Raw genomic sequence first — 25,095 nt, 5'->3', positions numbered from 1 at the left:
TCTACGGCGTCGACAGGATCTCGGAGACATGCGAGAGGAAGGTGTGCACTGTCCGGGCAGCGGGCGCAGGAAACCTGGTCCGCACTGCCAATCCGTCGTGAGTTCGTGAGAACCAGAACTGAACGTCGTCGGCGTTCGAGACGCGACTGAGTTGCTGCGGATTGATCGGCGCAGGCTGTGATTCGCTGGACTTTGATTTACGGGGGCGAGATCCACCGGGCATGGTTCGGTAGTCGGCGTAGGACACCGAGAAGATGTCTCTGCGAGTGGGCGAAACCTCGGGCCCCAAGCTCCGCAACACCTGCCTCGACGAGACGGACGACAGTGAAAGTGACTCGTGGAAAGCGAGATTGACTGCCCGGGCAGTGCTGTGAAGATTGTCCATGCTCGTCACGGTGATGGGCGCATTGGCTACCAGCCATCCGAAGGTGTGGTTGTGTCGCGGTTCCCGACGCGTGTGAACAGGGAACAGTAGGTGCGTGTCCCTCTTGCCGGTCAATTGTGTTGTGGCCAAACCGATCGACGCAAGAATTGCACCGAACGACGAGTGCCGATGATCGGCGCAGTTCTGGTCGAACAACTCTGCTTCGTCGGCGTCGAGGAGCATTCGGGTGTCTGTGCCCTGGGGCGACATCGCCCCGGCGGGCAGTCCCAGATCTACGGGAAAATGGGGAGTGTCACCCCCGCATGCTCGGAGGAAGGACCGCCAACCCGCAATCCGGTGGTCGCCGGGCTCTGGATCCGCGGTTGCCGATTCCCGGAAGCAGTAGTTGAGGAAACTCCCGGGCTCCGGAAGGAGATCAGACGCGATCGGATCACGGTCCGCCCGCGTGTATTCGCGATACAGAGTGCTGATCTCGGTAATTGCGATGCTCATGGACCAGCCGTCGCAGATGGCATGGTCGAACCCGCAGACCACTGTCGACTGGTCCTCGCGGGTGATGGCACCGAGAAAGTACGCGGGAAACGCGAAAGGATTGCACCATCGATCCAAGCGCTCGCCCAAGAGTTCTCGCACCTGCTCCGGTGTTCGCGCGTCAGCCACTGTTTCCTCACGCAGGCGCAGATCGGCGACGTCGGCGACGTCGACGAACAGTGCCGAGGATTCACCCGATTCTTCGGCCTGGGAGAACGAGCACGACAGGGCGTCGTGACGGGACGTCCATTCCTCGAAGCTGGCCTTGAGTGCGTCCGTGTCGATGGGGCCGGGAACGTCGAAAGTGGCAGCGAGCCAAGTCGTATCGCCGCGGCTGCCGGCAAGATGCAGCTGCTGATTGGAGGTCGGAGGAACCGGATACGTCGTTCCGGTGGAGATTTCACTCGGCGTCCACTGCAGAATGCGGCCCGGCCGTGCCTCGAACCTGTCGAGAAACGTGATGTGCATCAGGCGGTCTCCACTTCCTGACGTGCATCCGCCTGACGCACGACACGGTAGTCGCCGGTATCAGCGACCGTTCTCAGGACGTTGCGAAGGTGTCGTAGGTACCGATTCACCGATGTGTGCGCCTGCTCGGTGTCCGGAAAACTGACCATCACGTACGTACGGTCTTCCTTCCGGTTGATCCACATCGACAGATCACCCGTCGTTCCTGGCCCACCCAGTGCCCGCGCCTCGAGTTCGTCATGGTGCTCGGCACCTGGAATCAGGCGCATGTCGATGTACGACACCATCGGCGGGACCGAGGTTCCACCGATGTCGGATCCGGTCAACTTCGACACCTGGGCGATCACCGAGTGAATGGACACGTCCGCGAGTCCCTTCACCGCAGCGCGAGCAGCGTGGGCAAGGGGGAGTGCATCGGTAAAGTTCGTGACACCGCTCAGCGTGAACGAGACCGGGACGAGATTGATGAACCAGCCTTGGGAATAGAGGTATCTCGGATCGGAGCGAGTGCCGACTGCGTTGAGCGCGAAGTAGTTCGCTCGATCCGCAACTTCGATCTCGGTGAGGGCGAGGGCTGCGAAGATCCCCGTGGAGAAGCCGACGCCATTGGACTTGCACAGCGCTGCGAACGCGGCTGACTCGTCGCTGTCGAGAACGTCGATGTGTTTGCGGGTCGACCGGGTCTGTTCGCCGCTCGCGACACCGAGGTCGAGGGGGAACGTCGGGAGTTGGCCGGCGTTGGCGGCGAGAATCGAAATCCACTGCTGCACAGGCGCTGCGGCCAGGTCGAGGTTCCCCGCGGATGTCCGTTCCTCGCCGCTGTACTCGACGTAGCTGCCGGGAGAGGGAAGTTGAGCGTCGATGCCGGCGCTTTCGGCGATGTACAGCGCACGAAGTTCTTCGACGCCCAGCATCAACGACAGGCCGTCGGTGTGCGAGTGATCGACGCCGTAGTAGACGGTGAAGCCGGCGCCGTGCTCGACGACGCCACTGATGAACGAGGGCCATTGCAATGGGCTGGTATCGCCGGCGAAACTTCGGCTCACATGCTCGCGAACCGCATCTGTCGTGTTCAGAGAACCGATGCTGTGCGGCGTGAGTTCGATCGTCGACGCATCCACCACGTGACGGTCGATGACCCCGCTACCGTCGGGATCTTCGGATGATCTCACCTCGAACCAACTGTGCAGTGTGTTGTGCCGCAGGACAAACGCCTGGACCGCCCGACGCAGTGCCTCCCGATCGAGATCACCGGGCAGAGTGAACGTGAATCCGATCCACGGTGACCAGTCGACGCCTTGTGCGCGCTTGTGATCGGCGGTACGAATGTGTCCTTCCTGTAGGAACGAGAGCGGTTGGTCGCTCCGTGGTGCCCCGGATGCCGCCGCCAGGGATTGTTCAGTAGGCCTGAACTCGGTGAGCGTCCCGGCTTTCGGTGCCCAGAGATCGATGGGTGTCATTTCCATGAGAGTTCTCCTCGATCGGTACAGCGGTATTGATCGGTACGGCGGTGTTGGTCGGAGGTGCGAAAGTGTCGGTCGAGAAGGCAAAGTCCTCCATTTCGCGGCGTAGGAGTCCCGCGAACTGATGGATGTGGCGGCTCGTGCGCGCGTTGCCCGGGTGGCGTATGGCCAGATTGAGCCCTTCGGGAGTCCGCGTGAGCCAGATGTAGACGTCGGTTCCCGAATGATCTCGACTACGAAGGCCCCTGGTCTGCCAGCTCGTCCATTGCTCGGCACCAGGAACGTGACGAACGTCCATGTACGAGAGCACGAACGGCAGGTGCTGCGGGGAGTCGATCAGCTCGCACACTTTCGAATACGGCAGTGCCGCGGCGGGGCGGACGCGCCGTATCTCCGTGCCGGCAACCTTGGCCAGATCGCTCACGGTTGCGGCGGGGGCAATCGGAATCCTCACCGGCACAACACCGATGAACCATCCCAGCGACGCGGCCCATCGAAGCTCCGAACGGGTGTGTTGCGGCACGACGACGCGGAATTCGTCTGCACCGGTGAGATCGCCGGTCACCTTGGCCGCGCACGCGAGTATCGCGGCCAGGAATCCTTGGTTGCTGCGCTTGCTCGCTTCTGCCAGGCGTTCGGCTCCCCGGGCGCTCAGAAGCCAGGCAGACAGGCTCTGCTGAGGGACTCGGCGTCCGGTGACCGGTTCGGGTAGCGCTGGAAAGTACGGAGCCTCGCCCTGCGCGTAGAACTCGCGCCACGTCTGCACTGCCGGGTGAGAGCGGTCCGCGTGTCCCACGAGATCTCGTTCCTTGGTGCCGAAGTCGATGTAGCTTCCGGTCTCCGGCGGCGAGGGAGGGCTTCCCTCGCTCAACGATCGGTAGATCGTCTGCAGTTCGTGCGCGGTCAACGCCACCGAATATCCGTCCAGCAGAGCATGATCAGCGGCAAAAACCACGGTGAAGTGGTTGGGGCCTTCGATCGTCGCGAACTGATACGCAGGCCAGACAAGTGGATCGGTCGATCGGTCGAGCAGTTGCTGCAGATGCGTGAAGACAGACATCGAGGACGCAAGGTGTCCGACCTCGGTGCCCAGAATCCGGACGTCTCCAGACGCCGCGGTGCGTCGGACTATCGTTTCGCCCTCCACGGCGACGTGTGTTCGGAGCACTTCGTGGCGATCGATCCAGTGATCGAGAGCGGCCGCCCAGATCCTTCGGTCGAGTCGGTCGTGGATGCGAAACGAGGTACCCAGCCACGACGGAGTGCACACGTCGGTCTGATGGTGCAGCTGCCGTTTCGCCTGCTGGGCATGTTTCAAGTGTGCCTCGTGTATGTAGCTGGCGGGACGCTGGTCGACAGGCCACAGCTCGGGCGGATTCACCGCGGCGGGAGTCCACTCGGTGACGGCCCCTGGAGGTAGGGGATAGTCGGCAAGTTCCGTGAATTCCATTGGGAAACCTGATCTCTCGAGATGGCGAAAGGTGGGGATCGTGAACGGGGCGGATGTTTGTAACCGAGAGTGACAGATGATTAGTCAAGGCAAGTAGAACGCGGCCCGAGGCTCCGCGCAACTGCTTCGGTGCGGGATGTGACGAGGAACATTCCGCTCGTTATTTCGGACAATTCGAATACTGGACATCCGGTTTACGGCCCTGGTCACCTGTCAGTTGATCGATCAATCACTCTGTGGTGAAACAAATTTCAACAGACCGTTGTGAATTCCGTCGGCGACGAAGCATGTGCGCATGCAAACGTCGGAATATGTTTATGTGTAGCAAGTTTCGTATGGATTCGGCTGTATCTCTTTTAATTGCAACAGGGTTCGTGTACTGCCGTCGTGTCGTTTCGGCGCGCGGATTGTTCACCGAGTATTGACATGCTCGGCATCTGCCGGTCGTATGCAGACGGTATTTGTAAGCGATGACTGATCCGATGGAATACGACCTGGTTGTGATCGGCTCCGGCCCGGGTGGGCAGAAGGCTGCCATCGCGGCGGCCAAGCTGGGTAAACGGGTAGCGATGGTCGAGAAGGGCAACATGCTCGGGGGAGTGTGCGTCAACACCGGCACCATTCCGTCGAAGACGTTGCGTGAGGCGGTTCTCTACCTCACCGGGATGAACCAACGCGAACTGTACGGCGCGAGTTACCGCGTCAAGGAGAACATCACTCCGGCCGACCTGCTGGCGCGAACCCAGCATGTCATCACCAAAGAAATCGAAGTCGTTCGATCTCAGCTCCTGCGCAACCGCGTCGAATTGTTGGTAGGGGTCGGCTCGTTCGTCGACGAGCACACCATCCTCGTCGAGGACGCCTCGCGCGGAGACAAGATGACGATCACGGCGAGGTTCGTCGTGATCGCGACCGGAACGTTGCCTGCTCGCCCGGCGGGGGTGTCCTTCGACAGTCACCGGGTGCTCGACTCCGACGGAATCCTCGATCTGACCTCCATCCCGACCACCACGGTCGTCGTGGGCGCGGGAGTGATCGGTATCGAGTACGCATCGATGTTCGCGGCACTCGGCACCAAGGTCACCGTCGTCGAGAAGAGGACGTCGATGCTGGACTTCTGCGACCCCGAGGTCATCGAATCGCTTCGATTCCATCTACGCGATCTGGCGGTCACTTTCCGATTCGGTGAAGAAGTGACGGCCGTCGACGTCGGAGCGAACGGAACGCTTACGACGCTGCGCAGCGGCAAGCAGATTCCAGCCGAGACCGTGATGTACTCGGCTGGACGGCAAGGCCTCACGGCGCCACTCGCGCTGGAGAACGCCGGGCTCGAAGCCGACGAACGTGGCCGTATCTACGTCGACGACAATTTCCGCACCAAGGTCGAACACATCTACGCCGTCGGTGACGTCATCGGATTCCCGGCGTTGGCGGCGACGTCGATGGATCAAGGTCGACTCGCGGCCTATCATGCCTTCGACGAACCAGGCGCGAAGCTGATGGATCTGCAGCCGATCGGCATCTACTCGATTCCCGAGGTGTCGTACGTGGGCGCCACCGAGGTCGATTTGACCAAGGAATCGGTGCCGTACGAGGTCGGGGTTTCCCGATACCGCGAACTCGCACGCGGGCAGATCGCAGGCGACACCTACGGGATGCTCAAGATCTTGGTGTCGACGGATGACCTGAAACTGCTCGGTGTTCATATCTTCGGCTCGGGTGCAACGGATCTCGTGCATATCGGCCAAGCGGTGATGGGGTGCGGCGGGACCGTCGAATACCTTGTCGACGCCGTCTTCAACTATCCGACACTGTCCGAGGCGTACAAGGTGGCGGCGCTCGACGTCATGAACAAGATCAGGGCTCTCAAGCAATTCCACTAGGGGTCGGGGTGTCCCCAGGTACCGGTCAGGGGCGGTCGGTGTACTTCTCGGGTAGCACTTGTTCGAATACCTGAGGGTGATGTCAGGCCTGGGGAAATAAGGCAGGGTCTATCTCCATGACCATTGCCCAGGAACTTCGTGTGGAATTTCGATGCTGATCGGACTGATTGCCGCGATCGTGGCATGCGTCGGGTACGGCGTTGCATCCGTGCTGCAAGCCTACGGCGCGCGCAAGTCGGCAGCTGCCGCCGAGCAGCGTGGCGAGGCCGGACACGTGACGGCGTCGGGTGGCCCGACCTTGCGTTCGACGTTCGCGGCCGCGCTGACGGCGTCGTTCATCCTGGGCACCGTGCTCGATGCGGTCGGATTCGCCGGAAGTGCCATCTCCGCGCGGCTCATTCCACTGTTCTTGTCGCAGACAGTGGTCAGTGCCAATCTCGTCATCACGGCAGTGCTGGGGACCGTGGTCCTCGGCATCCAGTTGCATCGTCGCGACTGGTTCGCGATCGCTGCGGTGATCGGATCGCTCCTGCTGCTCGGATTGTCGTCAGGTCACGCGGGCGGTGGGAGTTCCAACGACGTCGTCCATTGGGGTGTCCTCGTGGGCTCGGCGTTGATCTTGCTGATCGGCATCGGTTTGATCCGATGGTTGGGCTCACGCGCAGCAGTTGTCGCCGGGTTGATCTCAGGTGTGCTGTTCGGCTGTCTGGCCATTGCCGTACGCGTGGTCTACGGAATCGATCCGTTCGAAATCGGTACGATGCTCCGCGATCCGGCCGGCTGGGCGATCCTCGTCTCGGGCCTGGGCGGTTTCTATCTGCACACGGTGGCGCTGCAACTGGGATCCGTCAACGGAGCGACAGCGGCTCTGGTTGTCGGCGAGACGGTGGTTCCGGGAATCGTTGGCGTCGTGGTGCTCGGCGACGCGTCGAGACCGGGCCTGGAATGGCTTGCCGTCGTCGGCTTCGTCGGGGCAATCGCGGGTGCCGTCGCCGTGGCCGTCTTCGGCGCGGCGAGCCACGAGGAGAAACCGGTCGAAGAAGTTACCTTCTGATCCGGTAGACGAAAGTGTCCTCGAAGACACGACGGCGAACACGACTACAGACGTGTTAGAAAGGCAGTTCAGGCCGATCTCGGAGGGGTAGTCATGCAAGGGGCAGCAGCGAAGCACGAGGCCGAAGCCATCGCCGGAAACAAGGCAAATTGGGACGATCGCGCCGATGTGCATGTGCGCTCCGAAATGTATGACGTCGGCGGGTTTCTCGCCAACAGAGCGACCATTTCCACAGTTGTGCAGAACGACTTGTCGATTCTGGCCCCGCATCTGCCACAGTCAGGAGTGCAAGGTCACTCGCTCCTGCATTTGCAGTGCCACATCGGGATCGACACGATCTCCTGGGCGCGTCTTGGTGCGATCGACGTGCACGGGCTTGATCTGTCACCCAACTCTCTGCACCACGCTGCTCGTATCGCAAAGGCAGACAACCGCGAGATCACCTGGGTGGAAGGTGATGCGCGATTCGCCTCGACGCTGATCGACCGACGTTTCGACGCGATCGTCACCAGTGCCGGAACAATCGTCTGGTTGCCGGAACTCACCGCTTGGGCTCAGTCGATCCACGACCTCCTCGAGCCTGGTGGGGTGTTTCAGATCCGGGACGATCATCCGATCCTCGGCGCAATGGCGTTCGAGCCGTGGATGATCACCGACGACTACCTCTCCGGAGGCGGCATGCGATCGTACGAAGACTCGGCGACTTACACCGGGACCTCCGATGGGCAGATAGCGCACACTGCCAACCACGAATGGCGCCACGACCTAGGCGAGGTCATTGGTTCCTTGCTGGATGCGGGTCTTCATATCGAATCAGTTTCGGAACTTCCCTATATGGACTGGCCGGCCTTCCCCGAACTCGTTCCATGCGCCAACGGATGGACTCTGCCGAGCCACTCTCCGCGGATACCGTTGAACTTCGCCATCGTCGCCAGGCGAAACCAGCGAAGTGAGTGAGCAGAGCCGATCCCTTGGAAGACTTCGAATTACTCCTCGAGCGGCGTGGCCGTATTTCGTGCATGATCGTCGGATGGCTTTGTCCCGGTTGTTGCCTGTCAGCTCGCCCTTATCGCAAGTCGGCGCGTCTGATGTGGTGCGTCCAGGAATCGAGTTAATCGTAGTTCTTTCGAGCTAATACTTCTGGTGGATAGTGCTTTTCGCTCGAACTCTGCTCGGCGTTGTTGCAACCGTTCGGCGAAGTTGCAGTATCAGGTTCGAATGAACCTGCGTCGCTGTTCGATCGGTCAATTGGTAACGGAAACCGCGTTCTCGCAGATAGTTCCAATGCGCCCCAATGTCCCGCTTACGTTGTGCGTCACGGGCAGCGGGACGAAGAACGGAGGAAAGTGATGAGCAGCTTGGATATTCAACGCTGGTCGAACGACTTCACCGCGCTGACCAAGGTCATATCGGAAGGCATCGAGCAGTTTGTTCTCCGGTTCATTTCCAGCTGAAGTGATCTGAGCTCGTTGCCGGGTGCGGATAGTTCAGTCGTCGCTTCCGCGGTTCGAGTGATGAATTGCGATGAAATAGAGGTTCTTACGGCGTCTGGGAGGCCTGGGCGGGGGCGAGCAGGTAGGAGAACACGTACGTAACTGCGGCGATGACCGCCAGTACGATCAAGGACATCGGGAACCCTGCGGCATCTCGCACCGGGTCACCAGTAGCGACGACAGCCGCCATGGACACTCCGATTACCAGCAATGTCACCGCCAAGGCAGAGCACGCAGCGAACCGATGCTTCCAGCAGCAGACTGTGCGCGCCGGCCATGTGTGGCTTGTTCTCAGGGCGCAGCGCCCACCTGCAACAGCGCTCGAGCCGACAATCAGCCCTGCCAGCGCTCCGATGAAGGCGGGTATGAACAGTCCTACCCAGGACCAGGCTCCATCGCCGACTATCGGGATCATCACGGCGACACCTGTGACCGCACCTGTGAGCGCAGCCAGACTCAGTTCCTTGTCGACCCAGCTCATGGATCAACTAGAACACAGGCACGCTCGCGAGGCTGTGGAGTATCTCGGATTCAGGGGCTGAAGAACTCGAGTCGGCGGTGCAGGCGTGCGATCGACGGGTCCCCGATCGTGCGTCTGCCGTCGGTTCGGGCTTGGCTCGGGGTCATCCCGTAGAAGTCCTTGAACGCTCGCGCCAACTGGGATTTCGAGGTGAAGCCGCATCGCAGGGCCAACGCTTCGATCGTTTCGTTCGGCATCTCGGTTCTGGTCAATTCGCGGTAGACGAGTTCGAGACGCTTCCGCCGAATGACAAGAGCTATTCCGCCGTCGGATGCGAATGCGCGATAGAGCTGTGCCCGGGAGACGGACAATGCTGCGCACATGCTCGTCGGGCCGAGCCAGGTCTCCGAGAGATGCTCGGCGATGTAGGCGTACGCACGATCGCGGAGAGAGTGATCGGGCCGCGGCGACAGATCAGGTTCGGCGATACCCAAACTGACACGAAGGAGGGAAGCGACGACGTCCTCGTAGCCGGCCGCAGCATCGGGATCGAGATGCGGTAGCGCGAGTACGACCGATTGCATGCACTGAGCGAGCACGACGGCAGGAACTCCGCGCAGTACCGTCCCGTGTAGAGAACGACCCTTCGACTCGGCCTCGACGAGGGAACGCGGTGCGAGGAGCGTGATGGTGCGCCCTGTCGATTCCGCCTCCGCGTCGGCGGTCCAGGTACGCCCGAGGTCGAAGAATGTGACATCGCCTGGACGTGCGACGAAATCGACTCCGTCGGCGTTGCCGCTCAACTGCCCGTCGAGGACGACCTGGACCATGTATTCATCGTCGAGTCCGCTCTCGGCGATCAGCCGATTGTTTCGGGTGTACTTCTGTGCGTTGAAGGTAGTTTGACCGATCAACGAGGTTCCGATGGAAAGCGCTGTGATCGAGCCTTCGAGAGATGTGTCAGGGTCAATTCGGTCGGTGACGAAGAACGGACGTGTGACACTGCGCCAGAAGTCGTCGGCGTCCGCAGGATCGACCGATCGGGTCGACACGCGGATGCGGGCGGAATTCATCGACACGCGGGCATGATATGTCAGATCCCGCAGGTCGCAGTCACTCTCCCGCAAATAGACGTCAATAGTGACCGAGCCCACATAATGAGACAAATCGGGCGTATTTGTGAGACGGCCCGTGCTCGCGTGTCGCGGCGAAGCTGTCTATGTTGTTCGTTATGGGTGGACAGGTTGGGAGTTCGATGCTCGAACGAAATCTCGAGTTCGGCGGGGATCGACTGCTCGTTTGTCGGCCATCATGACGTCCACTTCGAATCGATCGCAGCTATCTCGAGCAAAGCGAAATCCTCGAGGAAGGGGCACGCTGCAAAGGCGGCTTGCCGGGCGTGGAGCCACGGCGATTCGTCCCCGCCTCCTCGGATTGATGGAACGCTCGGCGGGATTGACTGTCATCGATTCGCCACTTGGGTTCGGCAAGACGGAACTCGCCGCGTTGTGGCTCACGACTCTCGGGCAGGTGCCGAGCAGACCGGTAGTCTGGGTGCCGGCGCCATCGCATCGGATGACCCCCCTCGAGTACTGGAACACCGCGCTCGCAGTAATTCAGGATTCGCTGGAATCACTCGAGGCCCCGCCACGAATGCGCGAGGATCCAGTGGGCGCGATCGAATCACTCCTCGACTCGTCGCCCGCACCATTCGTGTTGGTGTTCAACCGCATCGACCTGGTTGAGGGTGACGAGGTGGGACGCCGAATCGTGGATCTGATCGTGCGGCTTCCCGGATTGAAAGTAATCGTCACGCTGCAGGATCGGTCTGCGACGGACTTGCTCGAAGACGTCCGCGTGGACGAGTACCTGTGCGCGAACGACCTCAGATACACGCTCGACGAGTCCACCGTTCTGTTCGCGGAGGCAGGGATTCACCTTCCCTCGGGCATCGTCCATTCGATCTGTGAACGCGTCGCCGGCGTTCCCGTGCTGATGAAGGTTGCTCTGAGTGCGGTTGCGGGGCTGAGTGAACCGAGCCGTGGACGCGAACGCGTTCAGCAGCGAGTGGACCAGGCGATCCACGCGTACGTCAGTCGGACCGCTCCTCGGTCGGGCAAGTCGCTCGAGTTGTTCGACTTCGCGACTACGATCGCCGCTGCCCGCACGGTGACACCAGAGATCGCTCGTGTCTTGTCCGACGATCTTGACGTGGAGGGCAAACTGGACTTGCTCGAGTCTTTCGGTCTGATCTTCCGGAATGGTTTCGAGGGAGAACCGTCCTGGTACTTCGCGCCGTCAGTTCGACTGGCATTCATACAGATACGGGCCGAACAAGGGGATGGATTCGAAGATCCCTTCCAGGTACTCGTCGATCACGCTCTCGGGACTTCGGATATAGCCGGTGCCGTTCACTACGCCTTGGACGGACGCAAGTGGACCAGGGTGCTCGACATACTCGAGCGCCACTGGGCTGATCTTCTGGTCGATCACACCGGATTGGTCCGGACTGCGTTGCAATCCATACCCGGTGACGTACTCAGTTCGAACCCTTCGATTCTGGTGGGTCGTGACCTGCTCGAATCACGTCTGCGGCCGCAGTTGATCAACGGCGATTCATTACCGACGGAACCGGCGGAATTGCGTGCGATAGGTGGTAGTCCGCATGCGCACAGCTTGTTGAACGTCGGAACTGTCCAATCGGTGGTGCTGAGAACATCCGGTAAGTACCAACGCTCGACCGAGATCACGCGCAAATTGGCGCACGTCGTGTACGGACTCGGCGACGAGTCGTTGGGCGCGTTGGGGTCTCAACTGCCCGCCCTGCGGCTGATCTGGGGGGTCTCGCATCAATTGACCGGTGACCTCGGTGATGCCGCGGTGGAATTGCGACTCGCCTATCAAGGTGCGGTGCAACATGGTCCGGAGTTCGTCCTGCGTCACGCCGCAGGCAATGCCGCGCTCAACTCCGCGCTGATCGGGGACGTCGCGCACGCGACAGACTGGCTGCACCTGGAAAGCACACACCCGGACGTTTCGGGATGGTTGGGACCGCCCTCGCACATGGGGGGAGCGATCGCGCGGGCACTGGTGGCGTGCGACAGCGTGGACCTGCACGCCGGAGCTGCCGCGATGGACGCACTCGCCGAGGTCACACCGCCGGGCGACCTGTGGGCGTTCGCGGCCTACACTTACACCAGATTTGCACTGCTGCAATCGGACCCGTTCTCGGGGCTGATTTCCCTCCAGCGCGCAGTGGCAACGCACGGGCACGTGAATCCGTGTGAACGATCACTCGGTGACGCGCTTCTCGCCGCGGCACGTATCGATCTTCTGTTGGCGTCCGGGGAGGGTACCAAGGCGCTGGAAGAATCAGTCGCTGCGCCACATACGTTTGCAGTTGTCACGGTCTCCGTGGCGCGGGCGCATCTCCTGACCGGGTCGCCGTCCCAGGCATTGGAATTGTGCCGCGAAATCGACTGGAGCGGGCAGTATCTCACGAGGTTTCGGCTCGAATCCCTGCTGATCGAATGCGCTGCTCTGTGTGAACTGGGCAGGATCCCCGCTGCCGCGAGTACATGGGAGGAAGCTCGCGGACTGCTCGAAACCTCCGGTGTCCTGTCGGCCCTGGCGACGATACCGCGTGATCTGATCAGGCAACTCGAAGATCGGGCCGAGGGCTCGAGCAGTGCCGTCGCGACCTTTCTCGAATCCGAAGCGGCGCAGATGTATCCGGCGGCCATCGTTCGGGTCCAATTGACGAAACGGGAGATGGACGTTCTCGTGGAACTGGGTCTCGGCATTCCGATCGGTGAGATCGCGCGGCGGTTGTTCGTATCCAACAACACGCTGAAGAGTCACCTCCGAGCCTTGTATCGCAAACTCGGTGCGCATTCCCGGGAAGAGGCTGTCGCGGCAGCGCACCGACACAACCTCCTCGGCAGTGGGCAGGACTGATCGACGTCAGTGCAGATTGCGCTCGGCGTAGACCTTCATCGCGTCACGGACCAGCGAAGCAGTGCCTTCTCCGTACTTGTCGTAGTTTGCAGTGAAGCGGGGATCGTCGACGTACATCTGGCCGAGCCCGGTGAAGGCGTCGGCGCTGGGAGTCCTTCCCTGCCAACCGATCTTTATCCACTCGAACTGTCTTCGGGTAATCGTGTGGACGTCGTCGCTTTCCGCGGACAGCCCCGCTGTCAGTGCTTTTCCGAATGCCGCTGCGATGTCGGCTTGAGATTGCAGATGAGCTTTACGGTCCTGCTCCGACATCGACCGCCACCAGTTGTCGCCGCTGGTGTAGGCGTCCTTGCCCCAACGCTCGATGACCTCGTCCTTGTATCGGGTGTGGTCGAACCCGTCGAAAACATCTTCCGGCATGAGTGATTCACCATTCTTCGTCTTGTTCAAGGTCCTGTTGACCGATTCGATCTGTCTCGAGATCCGCGTGCGCTCTTGCTCGAGGAGTTCGAGGTGCGTACGCAGTGCGGCGGCCGTATCGCGTTCGCCGGTGAGGACTTCGGCGATGGCCGGCAATCCGAGTCCGAGTTCCCGAAGTAGAAGGATGCGTTGCAGTCGCACCAGGGCGTCTTCGTCGTAGAAGCGGTAGCCGTTGGCGCCGATGCGACTCGGTTCCAGGAGTCCCAAATCGCCGTAGTGACGCAGCGTTCTGCTGGTGGTACCTGCGGATTTGGCGAGTTCTTGGATGGACCATTCGCTCACGTGGAGTTCCTACTCTCGGATCGGTTGTGCTCATTCAGCATGCAAGTTGACGTTGCGTCAATGTCAAGAAAGTTCTCGGTGTGCATTGTCGGGAACGTTTTATGTCCGTTTCGCCGTATCGCCACGAACGGGTCTCCAACTGATTGATTCGATGACCTAGGTCACGTGATTTGGCTCACAAATTGTCAATTTGAATAGTTGAACAAGCCTCTGTTGACGCTTTCACATACCTCGACCACGATCATCTGAACAGATCGAGTTACGCGGTTGTTGAAAATGCACGGTAGTTGAAATGCACTGCAGACGGAACGGTGGTCCACGATGACTGAACTGGTGTCGGGCGTAGCCCAGGCCAAGCCCTATGACCTCGATGATCGGTACCGGTCGGGATCGGGACCGGTGTTGCTGACCGGTGTTCAGGCAATTGCACGCGGCTTCGTCGAGCAGCACGTTCGCGACATTCGGGCAGGTAAGCGTATTGCCACCTTCGTCTCCGGTTACCAGGGCAGCCCCCTCGGTGGCGTCGACAAGATGCTTCACGGCATGCCCAAGGTTCTCGCCGAGCACGACATCACCTTCATCCCTGGCTTCAACGAGGAGCTCGCCGCCACGGCGGTATGGGGAAGCCAGACGGATCTCCCTGCCGGAACCGCGACCCACGACGGCGTGACCGGCGTCTGGTACGGCAAGGGCCCCGGGGTCGACCGCGCTACCGACACCATTCGCCACGCCAACATGTACGGCGTGAACCCCAAGGGCGGCGTCGTCCTCCTGGTGGGCGACGACCCCGCGTCGAAGTCCTCCACGGTTCCGGCCGTCAGCGAGCGCTCGCTTGCCGCGATGGGCGTGCCGGTTCTCTTCCCACGCAATGCCGAAGAGATCATCACGATGGGTATGCACGCCGTTGCACTCTCGCGTGTATCCGGTTGCGTCGTAGCGCTGAAGATCGTCGCCGACGTCGCAGACGGTGCCTGGACGATCGACGGCAGCATCGCGGACTTCGACATCGTGGTTCCGGAAGTGCAGTTCGAGGGCAAGCCCTTCGTCTACAAGCAGCGTCAGATGGCCGCGCCGCCGGACAGTGTCATCGCCGAGGCCGATCTGTACGGCCCGCGATGGGATCTTGTGCACGCGTACGGAACTGCCAACAACCTCGATGTGATCGAGGTCAACCCCTCCGGTGCGAAGATCGGTATCGCCGCCACCGGTACAACTTTCGACTCCGTCCGACAAGCTCTGGCAGACCTCGGCGTCGATGATGCCGCGCTGCACCGCGCCGGGATCCGTCTCCTTCGCATCGGAATGTGCTACCCCGTCGTGGGCGAGAAGATCAAGGAGTTCGCCGAAGGTCTCGAGCAGATCGTCGTGGTCGAGGACAAGACCGCGTTCATCGAAGCTCAGATCCGGGAAGTCCTGTACGGCACCGACGATGCCCCTCGCATCATCGGCAAGCGTGACGGCCAGGGCCGTCTGCTCATGCCTGCCAGTGGTGAACTGACCGCAGGCCGGCTGCTCGCCCCGTTGCGCCGCGTACTGAAGCCGCACGTCGAACTCAAGCGCACCCTCCCGGCCCCGCTGTCGCTGAACGTGCTCTCCGCCAAGCGAACCGCGTACTTCTGCAGCGGGTGCCCCCACAACCGTTCCACCGCTATCCCCGAGGGTTCCATCGGCGGCGGCGGAATCGGTTGCCACACACTCGTCACCATGTCCGGCCGTGAGGACAGCGCTGTCACCGGCCTGACGCAGATGGGCGGCGAGGGCAGCCAGTGGATCGGGCAGGCACCGTTCACCGACGTGCCTCACCTGTTCCAGAACATCGGCGACGGCACCTTCTTCCACTCCGGTCAGTTGGCTGTCCAGGCATGCATCGCCGCAGGCGTGAACATCACCTACAAGTTGCTCTACAACGAAGTAGTAGCGATGACCGGTGCACAGGACGCGGAAGGTGCCCTCTCCGTTGCTCAGCTCAGCCACAAGCTGACCACCGAGGGCGTCAAGCAGATCATCATCTGCGCCGACGAGCCTTCGCGTCACAACAAGCGCGCTCTGGCCAAGGGCACCAAGCTCTGGCACCGCGATCGCCTCGACGAGGCCCAGAAGGAGCTTCGCGAGATCAAGGGCGTCACAGTGTTGATCTACGACCAGCACTGTGCGGCCGACGCTCGTCGCCAGCGCAAGCGTGGCACGCTGCCCACTCGCAACACTCGCGTCGTCATCAACGAGGCAGTGTGCGAAGGCTGCGGTGACTGCGGTGTGAAGTCGAACTGCCTCTCGGTCCAGCCCGTGGACACCGAGTACGGCCGCAAGACGAAGATCGACCAGACGTCCTGCAACACCGATTACACCTGCATGGACGGCGATTGCCCGTCGTTCGTGACCGTCGAATTGGTACCGGGCAAGAAGGCTCCCAAGGCCGCACGTCCCGTCCCGCCCGTCGTCGCAGACCCCGATTTCGGACCGCTCACCAGCACGCAGAACGTTTTCCTCGCGGGCATCGGCGGCACCGGCATCGTGACCGTCAACCAGGTGCTCGCAACGGCTGCACTGCGCGCCGGCCTCGAGGTGGAGAGCCTTGACCAGATCGGACTGAGCCAGAAGGCCGGACCGGTTGTCTCGCACCTGCGTTTCAGCTCCAGCGCGCTCGAGCCGTCCAACCGCCTCACTCCGGGCAGCGCGGATTGCATCGTCGCCTTCGACCTGCTGACCGCGACGGACAACAAGAACCTCGACTACGGCAACGCCGAGAAGACGGTCTCCATCGCCTCGACGTCGCAGACGCCGACCGGAGACATGGTCTACGACAAGGCTGTTCGCTACCCCGAGGAGACGTCACTCCTCGCCCGTCTCGACAAGGTGTCGCGCACCCTGCGTTCGTTCGACGCACTCGCCGCGGCGCAGGAGTTGTTCGGTAACACCGCAGCGGCCAACTTCCTGCTGATCGGTGCTGCCTACCAGAGCGGTGGACTTCGTCTGCCGGCCGAGGCCATCGAAGAAGCGATCGGCATCAACGGCGTTGCCGTGGACGCGAACATCGCGGCATTCCGTTGGGGTCGTGCAGCAATTGCCGACACCGCAGCGTTCTCGGCCGTCACCACGCCGGCCAAGTCCGTCCGCGAACCCGTTGTCGCACCGGCTCACATGTTCGCCGGAACCACCTTCACCGGTGAAACCCTGCGACTGGTGGAACTGCGTGCAGCGCAGCTCATCGAGTTCCAGTCCGTCAAGATCGCCCAGCGTTACATCGATCAGGTTCAGGCAGTCTGGACCGCCGAACGTGCCGCAACCGAGCGGACCGATTTCAGCGAGGCTGTTGCCCGCGGCCTGTTCAAGTTCACCGCGTACAAGGACGAGTACGAAGTTGCTCGTATGCTGGTCGACCCCGCATTCATCGAGGACGTCAAGTCTCAGGTGCCGGCCGGGGAGAACCTGACCTACAAGCTCCACCCGCCGATCCTTCGAGTGATGGGCCGCAAGAAGAAGATCGGTCTCGGACCCAAGTCGCATGTTGCACTGAAGGTTCTGGCCAAGGGTAAGAAGCTTCGCGGTACCAAGCTCGACCCCTTCGGCTACATGCACGTCCGCAAGGTCGAGCGTGAACTGCTCGCCGAGTACGAGGCCATGATCGCTGACCTCTCTCGTACGCTCGCAACCGACGGATACGATCGCGCCGTCGAGATCGCGGCACTGCCGGACGTGGTTCGCGGTTACGAAGACATCAAGCTCGGCAACATCGAGCTGTACAAGACTCGCCTGCGCGAACTCGGTGTCGGTGAGTAGGAGCGCCGGCGAGTAGATCGAACAAGACTGTGCCCCAGTGACCGTCGTCGCTGGGGCACAGTTGCATTCAGGGCCTTCTCGGACCCAGGCAGGTTCAGGAGGGCGGGAACTGGCCGTCGGCAACCACGGCGCTGCCGTTCCACGTGAAGTTCACTATGTTCGGTCCGCCTTGGGGACAGCAGAATGCATCGTCGTCCAGCAGCCAACGGTATTGGACGGATACCGAATCCTTGTTGCTGTCGATGACGTGTGTGTACGAGTACGGCTCACTGGTAGCCGTGCCCAGGTATGTTCCGTCGTGGAAGAACAGGACGTGTGACTGGTAAGTCGCATCGCCGACGCCGTCGCCGTCCACCGAAACCCAGAGCAGGTCAGGACAATTCCCGATCTGTTCTTCGCTCGCGGATCTCGGTATCCAATTGCCCCCGTTGATGTCGGTGCCCAGCGTGCCGATGGCGTCGGTGACGAGCGAGGAGCCGACGTCGAGACAGGGACCCGAAGCGGGGATTGCTGTCGTAGTCGCCGTCGTGGATGCATTTGTGCGGGTGTTCGATTGTGGCGGGGGAGAGCTCGCTACCGTCGTCTCGGTTTCGTTTGCCGTCGATGTCGCCGACGCCGTTGAACTGGCTGCCGTGGAACTCGCCGCCGCTTCAGGTGTTCCTTCGGTCGACCCACAACCGGCGACCGTCAGGGCAGTGGCCGTCACCAGTGCAGCGGCTGCGACGGCGGCCGAAATCGGAGCTTTCCTGCGCATGCGTCCTCCAGAGTGTATGGGTTCACGTGTTCAAGTCCCTCCTTCGTTCTGTCGCCGGGCCGCATGCGTGCGTTATCGAACAACCGGTAACGATCAGCTATCGGACTCGGTGTTCCGTGCTTCGGTGCTCTTGGCCCCGGCCGCGTCGTATCGCACGGATCCAGCAACGACGGTCATCGCAATCTCTGTGGTCAGGAGAGAATCGACCCCTTCGGTGAACGGATCTTGTTTCAGTACGACAAAATCGGCTGCTTTACCCCGAACCAGCTGGCCGGTCACATCTTCCCACCGGCACGAGTAGGCAGCGTCGCGAGTTGCGTGAGCCAGCGCGTCCGCGAGGGGGAGTGCGTACTTCGGCAGGTTGGGTGCCAGTGACGGATCGATTGCGGATCGACGGGTGGTGGCGATGAACATGTTCGGCAGCGGCGGGTGGGGAGCGGTCGGAGCGTCCGAACCCAACGCCAGAACCGCTCCGGCCTCGGTGAATTCGGGCCAGGGGTACGCGCGATTGACCCGGTAGTCGCCGAGCATCGCCTGCCAGTTCTCCTGGATTGCAGGGTCAGCGTGAACCGGTTGCATCGAGGCGATGATTCCCAGGCGGGCAAGCCTTTCGACGTTGTCCCGGGTGATGGACTCCAAGTGTTCCATTCGGTGCCTGCGGGGAATGTCTCCGTTGGCGGCGATCGCGTACTCGAGTGCCGTCAATCCGATCTCCGACGCCTCGTCGCCGATCGCGTGCATCGCGATCTGCAGGCCTGCGGCGTCAGCGGCTGTCACGACGGGGATCAAGGACTCGAGATCCCAGATGGGCTCGGCGTTGGTGCCGTCCGAGTACGGCTCTTTCATTGCGGCAGTGCAGCTGTCGATCACACCGTCGATGATGATCTTGATTCCGGCGATACGGAGCCACGGACCTTGGACGCGCTCGTGGAGTTCGATCACGTCGTGAACTTGTCCGACGTTGTCGGCCTCGTTGTCCTCGCGGGTCATCAGCCAGTGAGCCGCGACACGCAGCGGCAGTGTTCCGTCTCCTGCGTCCAATGCTCTTTCCAGCGAGGCTAATTCGTCCGCGCCGAGTGCCATGTCGACCGCACCGGTCACGCCGTCCTCGAGATAGTGGCGGAAGGCGAGAGCGAGGGCGGCGTCCCGGTCTTCGTCGGATGCGAGCTCCGCCAGTTTCGGCCAGACGTAGAGCATCATGGCGGTCTCGTACAGCATTCCGGTGGCTTCTCCGGTGTCCGGATCCCGGCCGATACGACCGCCGATCGGATCGGGAGTGTCCGCGTCGATGCCGAGTTCTCGCAGTGCTGCAGTGTTCACCCAGACCGAATGTACGTCGTTGGCGTCGAGGTACACCGGGCGATCGGGTACGACGGCGTCGATCATCTCTCGCGTCGGGTGCCCTCCATCCAGCGCGGAGAACAACCAACTGCGACCCAGCAGTCGTGGTGCGTCCGGGTTCGATTCCGCGAATTGCTTGATGCTGGACTGAATGTCGGCGAGATCGGCGGCATCACGCAGATCCAACTTCTGCAGCGCGAATCCCATCATCACCAAATGCGTATGGGCGTCGACGAAACCGGGTAGCACGACGGCACCTTCGAGATCGATCACCTCGGCGTCTGGAGCCAGGATATCGGCATAGACGGTTTCGCCCACGAATCTGAGCTTGTGGTCCTCGACGACTATCGACTCGGCCCATCCGTCGTCGGCAGCCGTGAAGATCTTTCCGTTGCGGTAGTGAGTGATGCTGTCATTCATGACTTCTACGTGATCCTTACGCGATGACGGTAGTAGTGATGGCGGCGCTGTGGTGACGATACGCACCTTCGGTACGTGCGGAGAGTCGGGAAACCAAGGCGAACGGGACCAGTAGAACGAAGCTGATCCCCGAGATGATGACTCCGAAGGTCGGATACCCGAGGCCGGCCGTCACCGAAGTTCCGAACAGCGGCGCGAACGCGGAGCCGATGAGGTAGGTGCCCAGTAGTGGCGCCGACCATCGGCCGGCCGCGTCGAGCGCGGCCGAGATGGCAACCAGGACGATGAACGTGGCCGCGTAGATCGTGTTCCAAGCGATGACCACTACCAGGTAGATCGTGGGATCGGTGGTGAGGCCGGCAGACAGCTTCAGAATTGCCCCGAGTATCAGTAGCACGGAGATCGATACTGTCCGACTGACCCGAGAACCCAACGCGGTCAAGGTAACAGCCGCGAGCACACCACCCGCCGTTGATGCGCTCAGTGCGAGACTCATTTGTTGATCCGAGAGCCCGGCGTGCTCGGAACCCATGATGCCGAGTACTGCCCACAACGAGTCCTCGCTGATCGCCCAGACTGCAAGCATCGCGAGAAATGCGGTTCCGGCAAAAGTGAGACGTTTCGCGCTGACCCCGGCGGGGAGAGCTGTGGTCGTATTGGCGGACTTCGCCGTCTCCGGCGACTCTTTCACCGGGGACGACGGCAACCAGGTGACCGTTGCTGCGGTAGCCAGTGCCAGGACTGCGACGATGCCGAATGCGTTGGTCATGTGTGTGCCGAGGATGGGTATGAGAGCGAGGACGGCTGTGACGACGACACGGTTCACGAGGCCGCTGATGCTTGACGCCCGGTCCGGGTTCGTGAGCGCGGCCAGTGCCGCTCCGCCAACGGATGCGGATCCACCAGCGCCGATACCGCCGACGATGATCGCGGCGCATGCGATCGTCGTGGACGGTGCGATGGCCGCAACGCCGAATGCGGCTGCCATCGCGATCAGGCTGACGCGGCCGAGGAGATGGCGATGCCGGCCCGAGGCGATTCGGGTGGTGGCGAGGCAGGTGACGGCGCAGACCAGCAGCGATGCGGTCAGAACGGCACCGGCAGCGGATTCGGTGACACCGAGGTCCTCGACCATTGCCACGATCATCAGGGGGATGAGGTTCGCGGTGATGAACCCCATGACGCCGATACTGAAGACGGCAATACCGCGGTTGGCGGTGAGTGGAACCCGGTCGGACTGCGTATTCGTCGAAGCGTTGATCGGCACTAGGGCAACCCCATGTCCTGAAGGGGGTGGCTGAACCGACCCCTGGTGGCGTGATGCGAGTCACTTAATGAATGTGATTCGTTAAGTATGGGGATGGGCTCCGCCACGGTCAAGAGATCTAACGAATTTGATTCGTTAATTGTATGTTTCCGGATACGTGCTTCCGTAAAGTGGCGTCGCCGGTCTGTTTCCTGTTGTGAGGCTTATGCTTCCGCAATGGCTGAGATTGCGGAACGCACCCGCTACTTCGAGCGCTACGTCACTTTCATCGACGCGATTGTCGCCATTGCGATCACGCTGCTCGTACTGCCGCTGGTCGAACTCACCAGTGACCACCACGGCACCACGTCGGAACTGCTGCGCGATCACGCTGCGCAGTTCTACTCGTTCGCCCTGAGCTTTCTGGTGATCTTCCGGCTCTGGTGGTCGCAGCATCGGCTGCTTCGTTTTGTGGTCGACGGAGACAAGGTGGTCGTTCGCGGACTGGGGTTGTGGGTGATGACCATCGTGTTCCTGCCCTTCCCGACAGCGCTCGTTGCGGCGCCGTCGCAGGATCTCGGAACCAGGGCTCTCTACATCGGGACAATGGCAGCCAGTGCTGCGTGCCTGGCGGTGGTCGCGTGGGGTCTGGTTCGCAACCCGTCGTTGAGTGAAGAGAATGCGAAGCCGCATTTCACCGCTGAAATCGTCACCTTCCTGATCATGGTGGTGGCGCTGCTCGTCAGTGTGCTCGTTCCTGTGACGTCGTACTTCCCGCTGTTTCTTCTCCTGCTGTCGACGCCGATCGAGAAGCTGTGGAAACGAGTGGCGGCGAAATCGACTGGCGGCGAGCGTGAGATGAGCTAGTCGGCGCGAGCGGTCATCGCGGATTTCTTGGCTTTGTTTCCGCAGATGTTCATCGAGCACCAGCGTCGGTTGTTGCCGCGACTGGTGTCGAGGTAGAGGCCGGTGCACCCGTCGCCCTGGCAGGCTTTGACGCGGTCCCGGTCGGCTCCACCGAGCACCGCGATCGCGTCGGCAGCCACTATCGACAAAGCGTCGCGGATCGGATTGTTTCCGGCTGATTTCCAGAGGGCCCGGCCACTCTCGAGGACGAGGTGGGCATCACCGAGCTCGGATGCGGTGTTGACGATCCCGACATCGGTGCGTGAGGCACGGCGGTTCTCGCACACGGCGGTTCCGATGCGATGAATGGCCTCACGTAAATCCTGCGCGCCGCGGAGGTCGTCTTCTGTCGCGGTTGCGGGGGCGTCCATCAGATCGTTGGCGCGTAACCATAATTCGAGTCGCTGCGGGCTCGTGAGTCGTTCGAACCTCGAGCCGTTCCGATTGGTGAGGGTGGCGGTGAAGCGGAAGGCGAGCGTGTCGTTGTCGAGTCGAAACACGTCCCGAGCGGATTGATCAGCTCCTGCTTCGTTCACTTTCATCCTCCTTCGTGGCGAACCATCTCAACCGGTTCGACAGCAACTGTACCTGTGTGAGAGTGTTGAACCGTCTTAGATGGTTCAACATTTTCGAGAGGGAAATCCATGACTTCTGTTTCCGTAGTCGGCTTGGGCGCGATGGGTCGTCCCATCGCTCGAAATCTACTGGGCGCAGGCTTCGACGTGACGGTGTGGAATCGCAGCCCTGAAGCGGTAGCCGAACTGGTCGAGGAAGGGGCGATCGGCGCGAAAACCGTTGCCGAGGCATTCCAGTCCGGTGTTGTGCTGTCGATGTTGGCAGATGATTCGGCCGTGTCTTCGGCCATTCTGGATCCCGCCGTCCTCGCATCCGTTCCGAGTGGAACCGTGCACGTCAACATGGCCACCGTCAGCGTCGACCTTGCCAAGCGCGCCGCCGCACTGCACGCCGAGTACGGGATCGGGTACATCGCGGCGCCGGTGTTCGGGCGCGTTTCTGTTGCTCAGTCTGGTCAGTTGAACATCATCGCCGCCGGCGACAGTTCCCTCCTCGAGCGAGTGCAGCCCTTTCTCGACGTCATCGGTGCTCGCACGTGGCCACAAGGTGAGCGTCCGGAGCAGGCCAACATCGTCAAGATCATCGGCAATTACCTCATCCTCGCCGCGATTCAATCCTTGGGCGAGGCAATCACATTGGGGGAGAGGTCCGGTGTGGACGGAAGCCAACTCGTAGAACTGCTGACCTCGACGATCTTCCCGGGGCCGGTCTACTCCAGCTGCGGAAACCTCGTCGCGACGCGTCAGTACGAGCCTGCAGGATTCACCACAGCTCTGGGCCTCAAGGATTTGAGGCTTGCGCTCGACGCCGCCGGCAGCGTCGATCTGGATTTGCCGTTCGGTGGCGTACTTCGAGGCGTGCTCGCTCAGGCTCTGGCGAACGGTCAGGGCGAGATGGACTGGGCGTCTATTGCAGAACTGGTCCGTTCCGGCCAGTCGGGTGAAGGCAGTCCCGAAACACCGACAAGGTGAGCTCGAACTCGGACGGGACGGCGACTTCGGCACTGGCGGAGACCGATTCCGTCCGGACACTACCGCTGGCCGGGTTGTCGGCACTCGCAATGGCAGGCTTCATAGCGATCACAACCGAAACCATGCCGGCCGGACTACTGGTGCAGATCGGGTCAGGGTTGTCCGTATCAGTCTCCGGCGCAGGGCAATTGGTCACCGCATACGCATTGGGTTCCGTCGTCGGGGCGGTACCACTGATCGCATTGACCCGAGGATTGCGACGGCGTGCTGTCCTGGTGTCGGCGATTCTGGGGTTCGGTGTCTTCAATCTGGTGACAGCGCTTTCGTCGAATCTTGTTCTCACCTTGGGTGTTCGGTTTCTGGCCGGTATGGCGGCAGGTGTGGTGTGGGGGTTGCTTGCCGGGTACGCACGCAGGATGTCGCCCCCTCACCTGCAGGGGCGGGCCGTTGCGGTTGCCTCCGTCGGACAGCCGATCGCGTTGGCAATCGGCGTTCCGATGGGGGCGTGGCTCGGGACCCTGGCCGATTGGCGCGTCGTCTTCGCCGTGATGTCGGTTGTTGCGCTACTTCTGGTCGCGTGGATACTCACGGTGATGCCGGACTTTCCCGGGCAACAAGCGGATCGGCAGCTGCCGGTGCGGAAAGTCCTGGTCCTGCCTGGCGTACGACCGATTCTGTTTGTCGCGTTCTTGTGGATCCTCGCGCACAACATCGTGTACACGTATCTGGCGGCGTTTCTGGATCGCATCGGTTTCGGCGATCGGTTGGGAATCGTCTTGTTCGTGTTCGGACTTTTCGCCTTCGTGGGCATCGGTGTGGTCGGGGTGTTCGTCGATCGGGCCCTTCGAAGTCTCACCGTGCTGAGCTTGGTGGTCTTTGCCGCAGCTTTGACGGCGTTGGGCGTCGGCGGTGACAGCTTCGCTGTGATTGCACTCAGCGTTGCGGCGTGGGGTGTGGCATTCGGAGGCGCTCCCACTCTCCTTCAAGCGGCGCTCGCGGATACGACGGGCGACGCTGTGGACACTGCGCAATCGGTTTTCGTGACGATCTTCAATTCGGCGATCGCAGCGGGCGGCGTCGTAGGCGGGCTGATCTTGGCGGACAGGGGTGCGGGAGCATTGCCGTTGGTTTCGCTGGTGCTGATCGTCGTCGGTGTTCTTGTGGTCAGTATCCGACAATTCGGACATAGCTTGTGATT

Annotated in this window: 18 protein-coding genes; 8 read left to right on the top strand and 10 right to left on the bottom strand. The window is 61.5% G+C overall.

From position 1 onward, the window contains the following. Position 1 precedes the first annotated feature (1 nt). From KTR60_RS22635 to KTR60_RS22625, 3 genes are read right to left on the bottom strand one after another with little or no spacing between them, the layout of a single operon-like run. Positions 2-1,384 carry a condensation domain-containing protein gene (locus KTR60_RS22635; protein WP_064687631.1) on the bottom strand — a complete coding sequence of 461 codons (1,383 nt, stop codon included), beginning with the start codon at positions 1,382-1,384 and terminating at the stop codon, positions 2-4. Then, positions 1,384-2,850 (bottom strand): condensation domain-containing protein, encoded by a 1,467-nt coding sequence (locus KTR60_RS22630; RefSeq protein ID WP_065351325.1) that lies wholly within the window; start codon positions 2,848-2,850, stop codon positions 1,384-1,386. Before KTR60_RS22630 ends, KTR60_RS22635 begins: the two co-directional genes overlap by 1 nt. Beyond that, positions 2,783-4,297, bottom strand: coding sequence for a condensation domain-containing protein (locus KTR60_RS22625; RefSeq protein WP_065351324.1), 1,515 nt, complete (start codon positions 4,295-4,297; stop codon positions 2,783-2,785). The genes KTR60_RS22630 and KTR60_RS22625 overlap by 68 nt, the downstream gene beginning before the upstream one ends. A gap of 470 nt (positions 4,298-4,767) precedes the next feature. Here KTR60_RS22625 and sthA point away from each other — a divergent pair, with 470 nt between their 5' ends. From sthA to KTR60_RS22610, 3 genes are all read left to right on the top strand, one after another. Continuing rightward, the gene (sthA, locus tag KTR60_RS22620; protein ID WP_065351323.1) at positions 4,768-6,180 is read left to right on the top strand and encodes a Si-specific NAD(P)(+) transhydrogenase; all 1,413 of its coding nucleotides are present in this window, start codon (positions 4,768-4,770) and stop codon (positions 6,178-6,180) included. A gap of 151 nt (positions 6,181-6,331) precedes the next feature. Continuing rightward, positions 6,332-7,234, top strand: a complete 903-nt coding sequence (locus tag KTR60_RS22615; RefSeq protein WP_054188915.1) for a hypothetical protein — start codon at positions 6,332-6,334, stop codon at positions 7,232-7,234. A gap of 93 nt (positions 7,235-7,327) precedes the next feature. Then, positions 7,328-8,191, top strand: a complete 864-nt coding sequence (locus KTR60_RS22610; RefSeq protein ID WP_007733954.1) for a class I SAM-dependent methyltransferase — start codon at positions 7,328-7,330, stop codon at positions 8,189-8,191. Between the two features lie 582 nt (positions 8,192-8,773). On the opposite strand, the gene KTR60_RS22605 is transcribed toward KTR60_RS22610, so the two are convergent. Beyond that, positions 8,774-9,208 carry a hypothetical protein gene (locus KTR60_RS22605; RefSeq protein ID WP_054188914.1) on the bottom strand — a complete coding sequence of 145 codons (435 nt, stop codon included), beginning with the start codon at positions 9,206-9,208 and terminating at the stop codon, positions 8,774-8,776. 50 nt (positions 9,209-9,258) lie between these two features. After that, positions 9,259-10,260 carry a helix-turn-helix domain-containing protein gene (locus KTR60_RS22600; RefSeq protein WP_228402298.1) on the bottom strand — a complete coding sequence of 334 codons (1,002 nt, stop codon included), beginning with the start codon at positions 10,258-10,260 and terminating at the stop codon, positions 9,259-9,261. Positions 10,261-10,624: 364 nt separating this feature from the next. Between KTR60_RS22600 and KTR60_RS22595 the strand changes: the two genes are divergently transcribed. Next, on the top strand, positions 10,625-13,144 hold the full coding sequence (locus tag KTR60_RS22595; protein ID WP_065351322.1) for a helix-turn-helix transcriptional regulator: 2,520 nt from the start codon (positions 10,625-10,627) through the stop codon (positions 13,142-13,144). 6 nt (positions 13,145-13,150) lie between these two features. Here KTR60_RS22595 and KTR60_RS22590 read toward each other — a convergent pair whose 3' ends face one another. Beyond that, positions 13,151-13,906: a MerR family transcriptional regulator gene (locus tag KTR60_RS22590; protein ID WP_228401280.1), complete on the bottom strand. Its 756-nt coding sequence runs from the start codon at positions 13,904-13,906 to the stop codon at positions 13,151-13,153. A 321-nt stretch (positions 13,907-14,227) separates the two neighbouring features. Between KTR60_RS22590 and KTR60_RS22585 the strand changes: the two genes are divergently transcribed. Then, a complete protein-coding gene (locus KTR60_RS22585) occupies positions 14,228-17,683 on the top strand; it encodes an indolepyruvate ferredoxin oxidoreductase family protein (protein ID WP_042921773.1) in 3,456 nt (1,151 codons plus the stop codon). A gap of 94 nt (positions 17,684-17,777) precedes the next feature. On the opposite strand, the gene KTR60_RS22580 is transcribed toward KTR60_RS22585, so the two are convergent. The 3 genes from KTR60_RS22580 to KTR60_RS22570 all read right to left on the bottom strand — a co-directional run bounded on the left by KTR60_RS22580 (position 17,778) and on the right by KTR60_RS22570 (position 21,465). Further along, positions 17,778-18,437 (bottom strand): LppP/LprE family lipoprotein, encoded by a 660-nt coding sequence (locus tag KTR60_RS22580; RefSeq protein WP_003940243.1) that lies wholly within the window; start codon positions 18,435-18,437, stop codon positions 17,778-17,780. 93 nt (positions 18,438-18,530) lie between these two features. Beyond that, positions 18,531-20,198: an amidohydrolase gene (locus tag KTR60_RS22575; RefSeq protein WP_003939773.1), complete on the bottom strand. Its 1,668-nt coding sequence runs from the start codon at positions 20,196-20,198 to the stop codon at positions 18,531-18,533. A 16-nt stretch (positions 20,199-20,214) separates the two neighbouring features. Next, a complete protein-coding gene (locus KTR60_RS22570) occupies positions 20,215-21,465 on the bottom strand; it encodes an MFS transporter (RefSeq protein ID WP_007733614.1) in 1,251 nt (416 codons plus the stop codon). Positions 21,466-21,681: 216 nt separating this feature from the next. On the opposite strand from KTR60_RS22570, the gene KTR60_RS22565 reads away from it, so the two are divergent. Beyond that, positions 21,682-22,311 carry a TMEM175 family protein gene (locus KTR60_RS22565; protein ID WP_065351321.1) on the top strand — a complete coding sequence of 210 codons (630 nt, stop codon included), beginning with the start codon at positions 21,682-21,684 and terminating at the stop codon, positions 22,309-22,311. Here KTR60_RS22565 and KTR60_RS22560 read toward each other — a convergent pair. After that, on the bottom strand, positions 22,308-22,892 hold the full coding sequence (locus KTR60_RS22560; protein WP_065351320.1) for a CGNR zinc finger domain-containing protein: 585 nt from the start codon (positions 22,890-22,892) through the stop codon (positions 22,308-22,310). The two genes, KTR60_RS22565 and KTR60_RS22560, sit on opposite strands and share 4 nt — an antisense overlap. A gap of 102 nt (positions 22,893-22,994) precedes the next feature. Here KTR60_RS22560 and KTR60_RS22555 point away from each other — a divergent pair, with 102 nt between their 5' ends. Further along, positions 22,995-23,897, top strand: a complete 903-nt coding sequence (locus KTR60_RS22555) for an NAD(P)-dependent oxidoreductase (protein ID WP_228401279.1) — start codon at positions 22,995-22,997, stop codon at positions 23,895-23,897. Next, complete coding sequence (locus KTR60_RS22550; RefSeq protein WP_083197582.1) at positions 23,894-25,093, top strand: MFS transporter; 1,200 nt, start codon at positions 23,894-23,896, stop codon at positions 25,091-25,093. The genes KTR60_RS22555 and KTR60_RS22550 overlap by 4 nt, the downstream gene beginning before the upstream one ends. Positions 25,094-25,095: the final 2 nt, after the last annotated feature.

This window comes from Rhodococcus sp. C1, assembly GCF_020809065.1.
Classification (GTDB): domain Bacteria; phylum Actinomycetota; class Actinomycetes; order Mycobacteriales; family Mycobacteriaceae; genus Rhodococcus_F; species Rhodococcus_F qingshengii.
This window is presented reverse-complemented; position numbering and strand designations above follow the sequence as displayed.

What these genes read in the sequence shown, in the direction of transcription:
- KTR60_RS22635 (WP_064687631.1), bottom strand. Translation starts at nt 1,384, where the DNA reads ATGCACATCACGTTTCTCGACAGGTTCGAGGCACGGCCGGGCCGCATT.
- KTR60_RS22630 (WP_065351325.1), bottom strand. Translation starts at nt 2,850, where the DNA reads ATGGAAATGACACCCATCGATCTCTGGGCACCGAAAGCCGGGACGCTC.
- KTR60_RS22625 (WP_065351324.1), bottom strand. Translation starts at nt 4,297, where the DNA reads ATGGAATTCACGGAACTTGCCGACTATCCCCTACCTCCAGGGGCCGTC.
- sthA (WP_065351323.1), top strand. Translation starts at nt 4,768, where the DNA reads ATGACTGATCCGATGGAATACGACCTGGTTGTGATCGGCTCCGGCCCG.
- KTR60_RS22615 (WP_054188915.1), top strand. Translation starts at nt 6,332, where the DNA reads ATGCTGATCGGACTGATTGCCGCGATCGTGGCATGCGTCGGGTACGGC.
- KTR60_RS22610 (WP_007733954.1), top strand. Translation starts at nt 7,328, where the DNA reads ATGCAAGGGGCAGCAGCGAAGCACGAGGCCGAAGCCATCGCCGGAAAC.
- KTR60_RS22605 (WP_054188914.1), bottom strand. Translation starts at nt 9,208, where the DNA reads ATGAGCTGGGTCGACAAGGAACTGAGTCTGGCTGCGCTCACAGGTGCG.
- KTR60_RS22600 (WP_228402298.1), bottom strand. Translation starts at nt 10,260, where the DNA reads ATGAATTCCGCCCGCATCCGCGTGTCGACCCGATCGGTCGATCCTGCG.
- KTR60_RS22595 (WP_065351322.1), top strand. Translation starts at nt 10,625, where the DNA reads ATGGAACGCTCGGCGGGATTGACTGTCATCGATTCGCCACTTGGGTTC.
- KTR60_RS22585 (WP_042921773.1), top strand. Translation starts at nt 14,228, where the DNA reads ATGACTGAACTGGTGTCGGGCGTAGCCCAGGCCAAGCCCTATGACCTC.
- KTR60_RS22580 (WP_003940243.1), bottom strand. Translation starts at nt 18,437, where the DNA reads ATGCGCAGGAAAGCTCCGATTTCGGCCGCCGTCGCAGCCGCTGCACTG.
- KTR60_RS22575 (WP_003939773.1), bottom strand. Translation starts at nt 20,198, where the DNA reads ATGAATGACAGCATCACTCACTACCGCAACGGAAAGATCTTCACGGCT.
- KTR60_RS22565 (WP_065351321.1), top strand. Translation starts at nt 21,682, where the DNA reads ATGGCTGAGATTGCGGAACGCACCCGCTACTTCGAGCGCTACGTCACT.
- KTR60_RS22560 (WP_065351320.1), bottom strand. Translation starts at nt 22,892, where the DNA reads ATGAAAGTGAACGAAGCAGGAGCTGATCAATCCGCTCGGGACGTGTTT.
- KTR60_RS22555 (WP_228401279.1), top strand. Translation starts at nt 22,995, where the DNA reads ATGACTTCTGTTTCCGTAGTCGGCTTGGGCGCGATGGGTCGTCCCATC.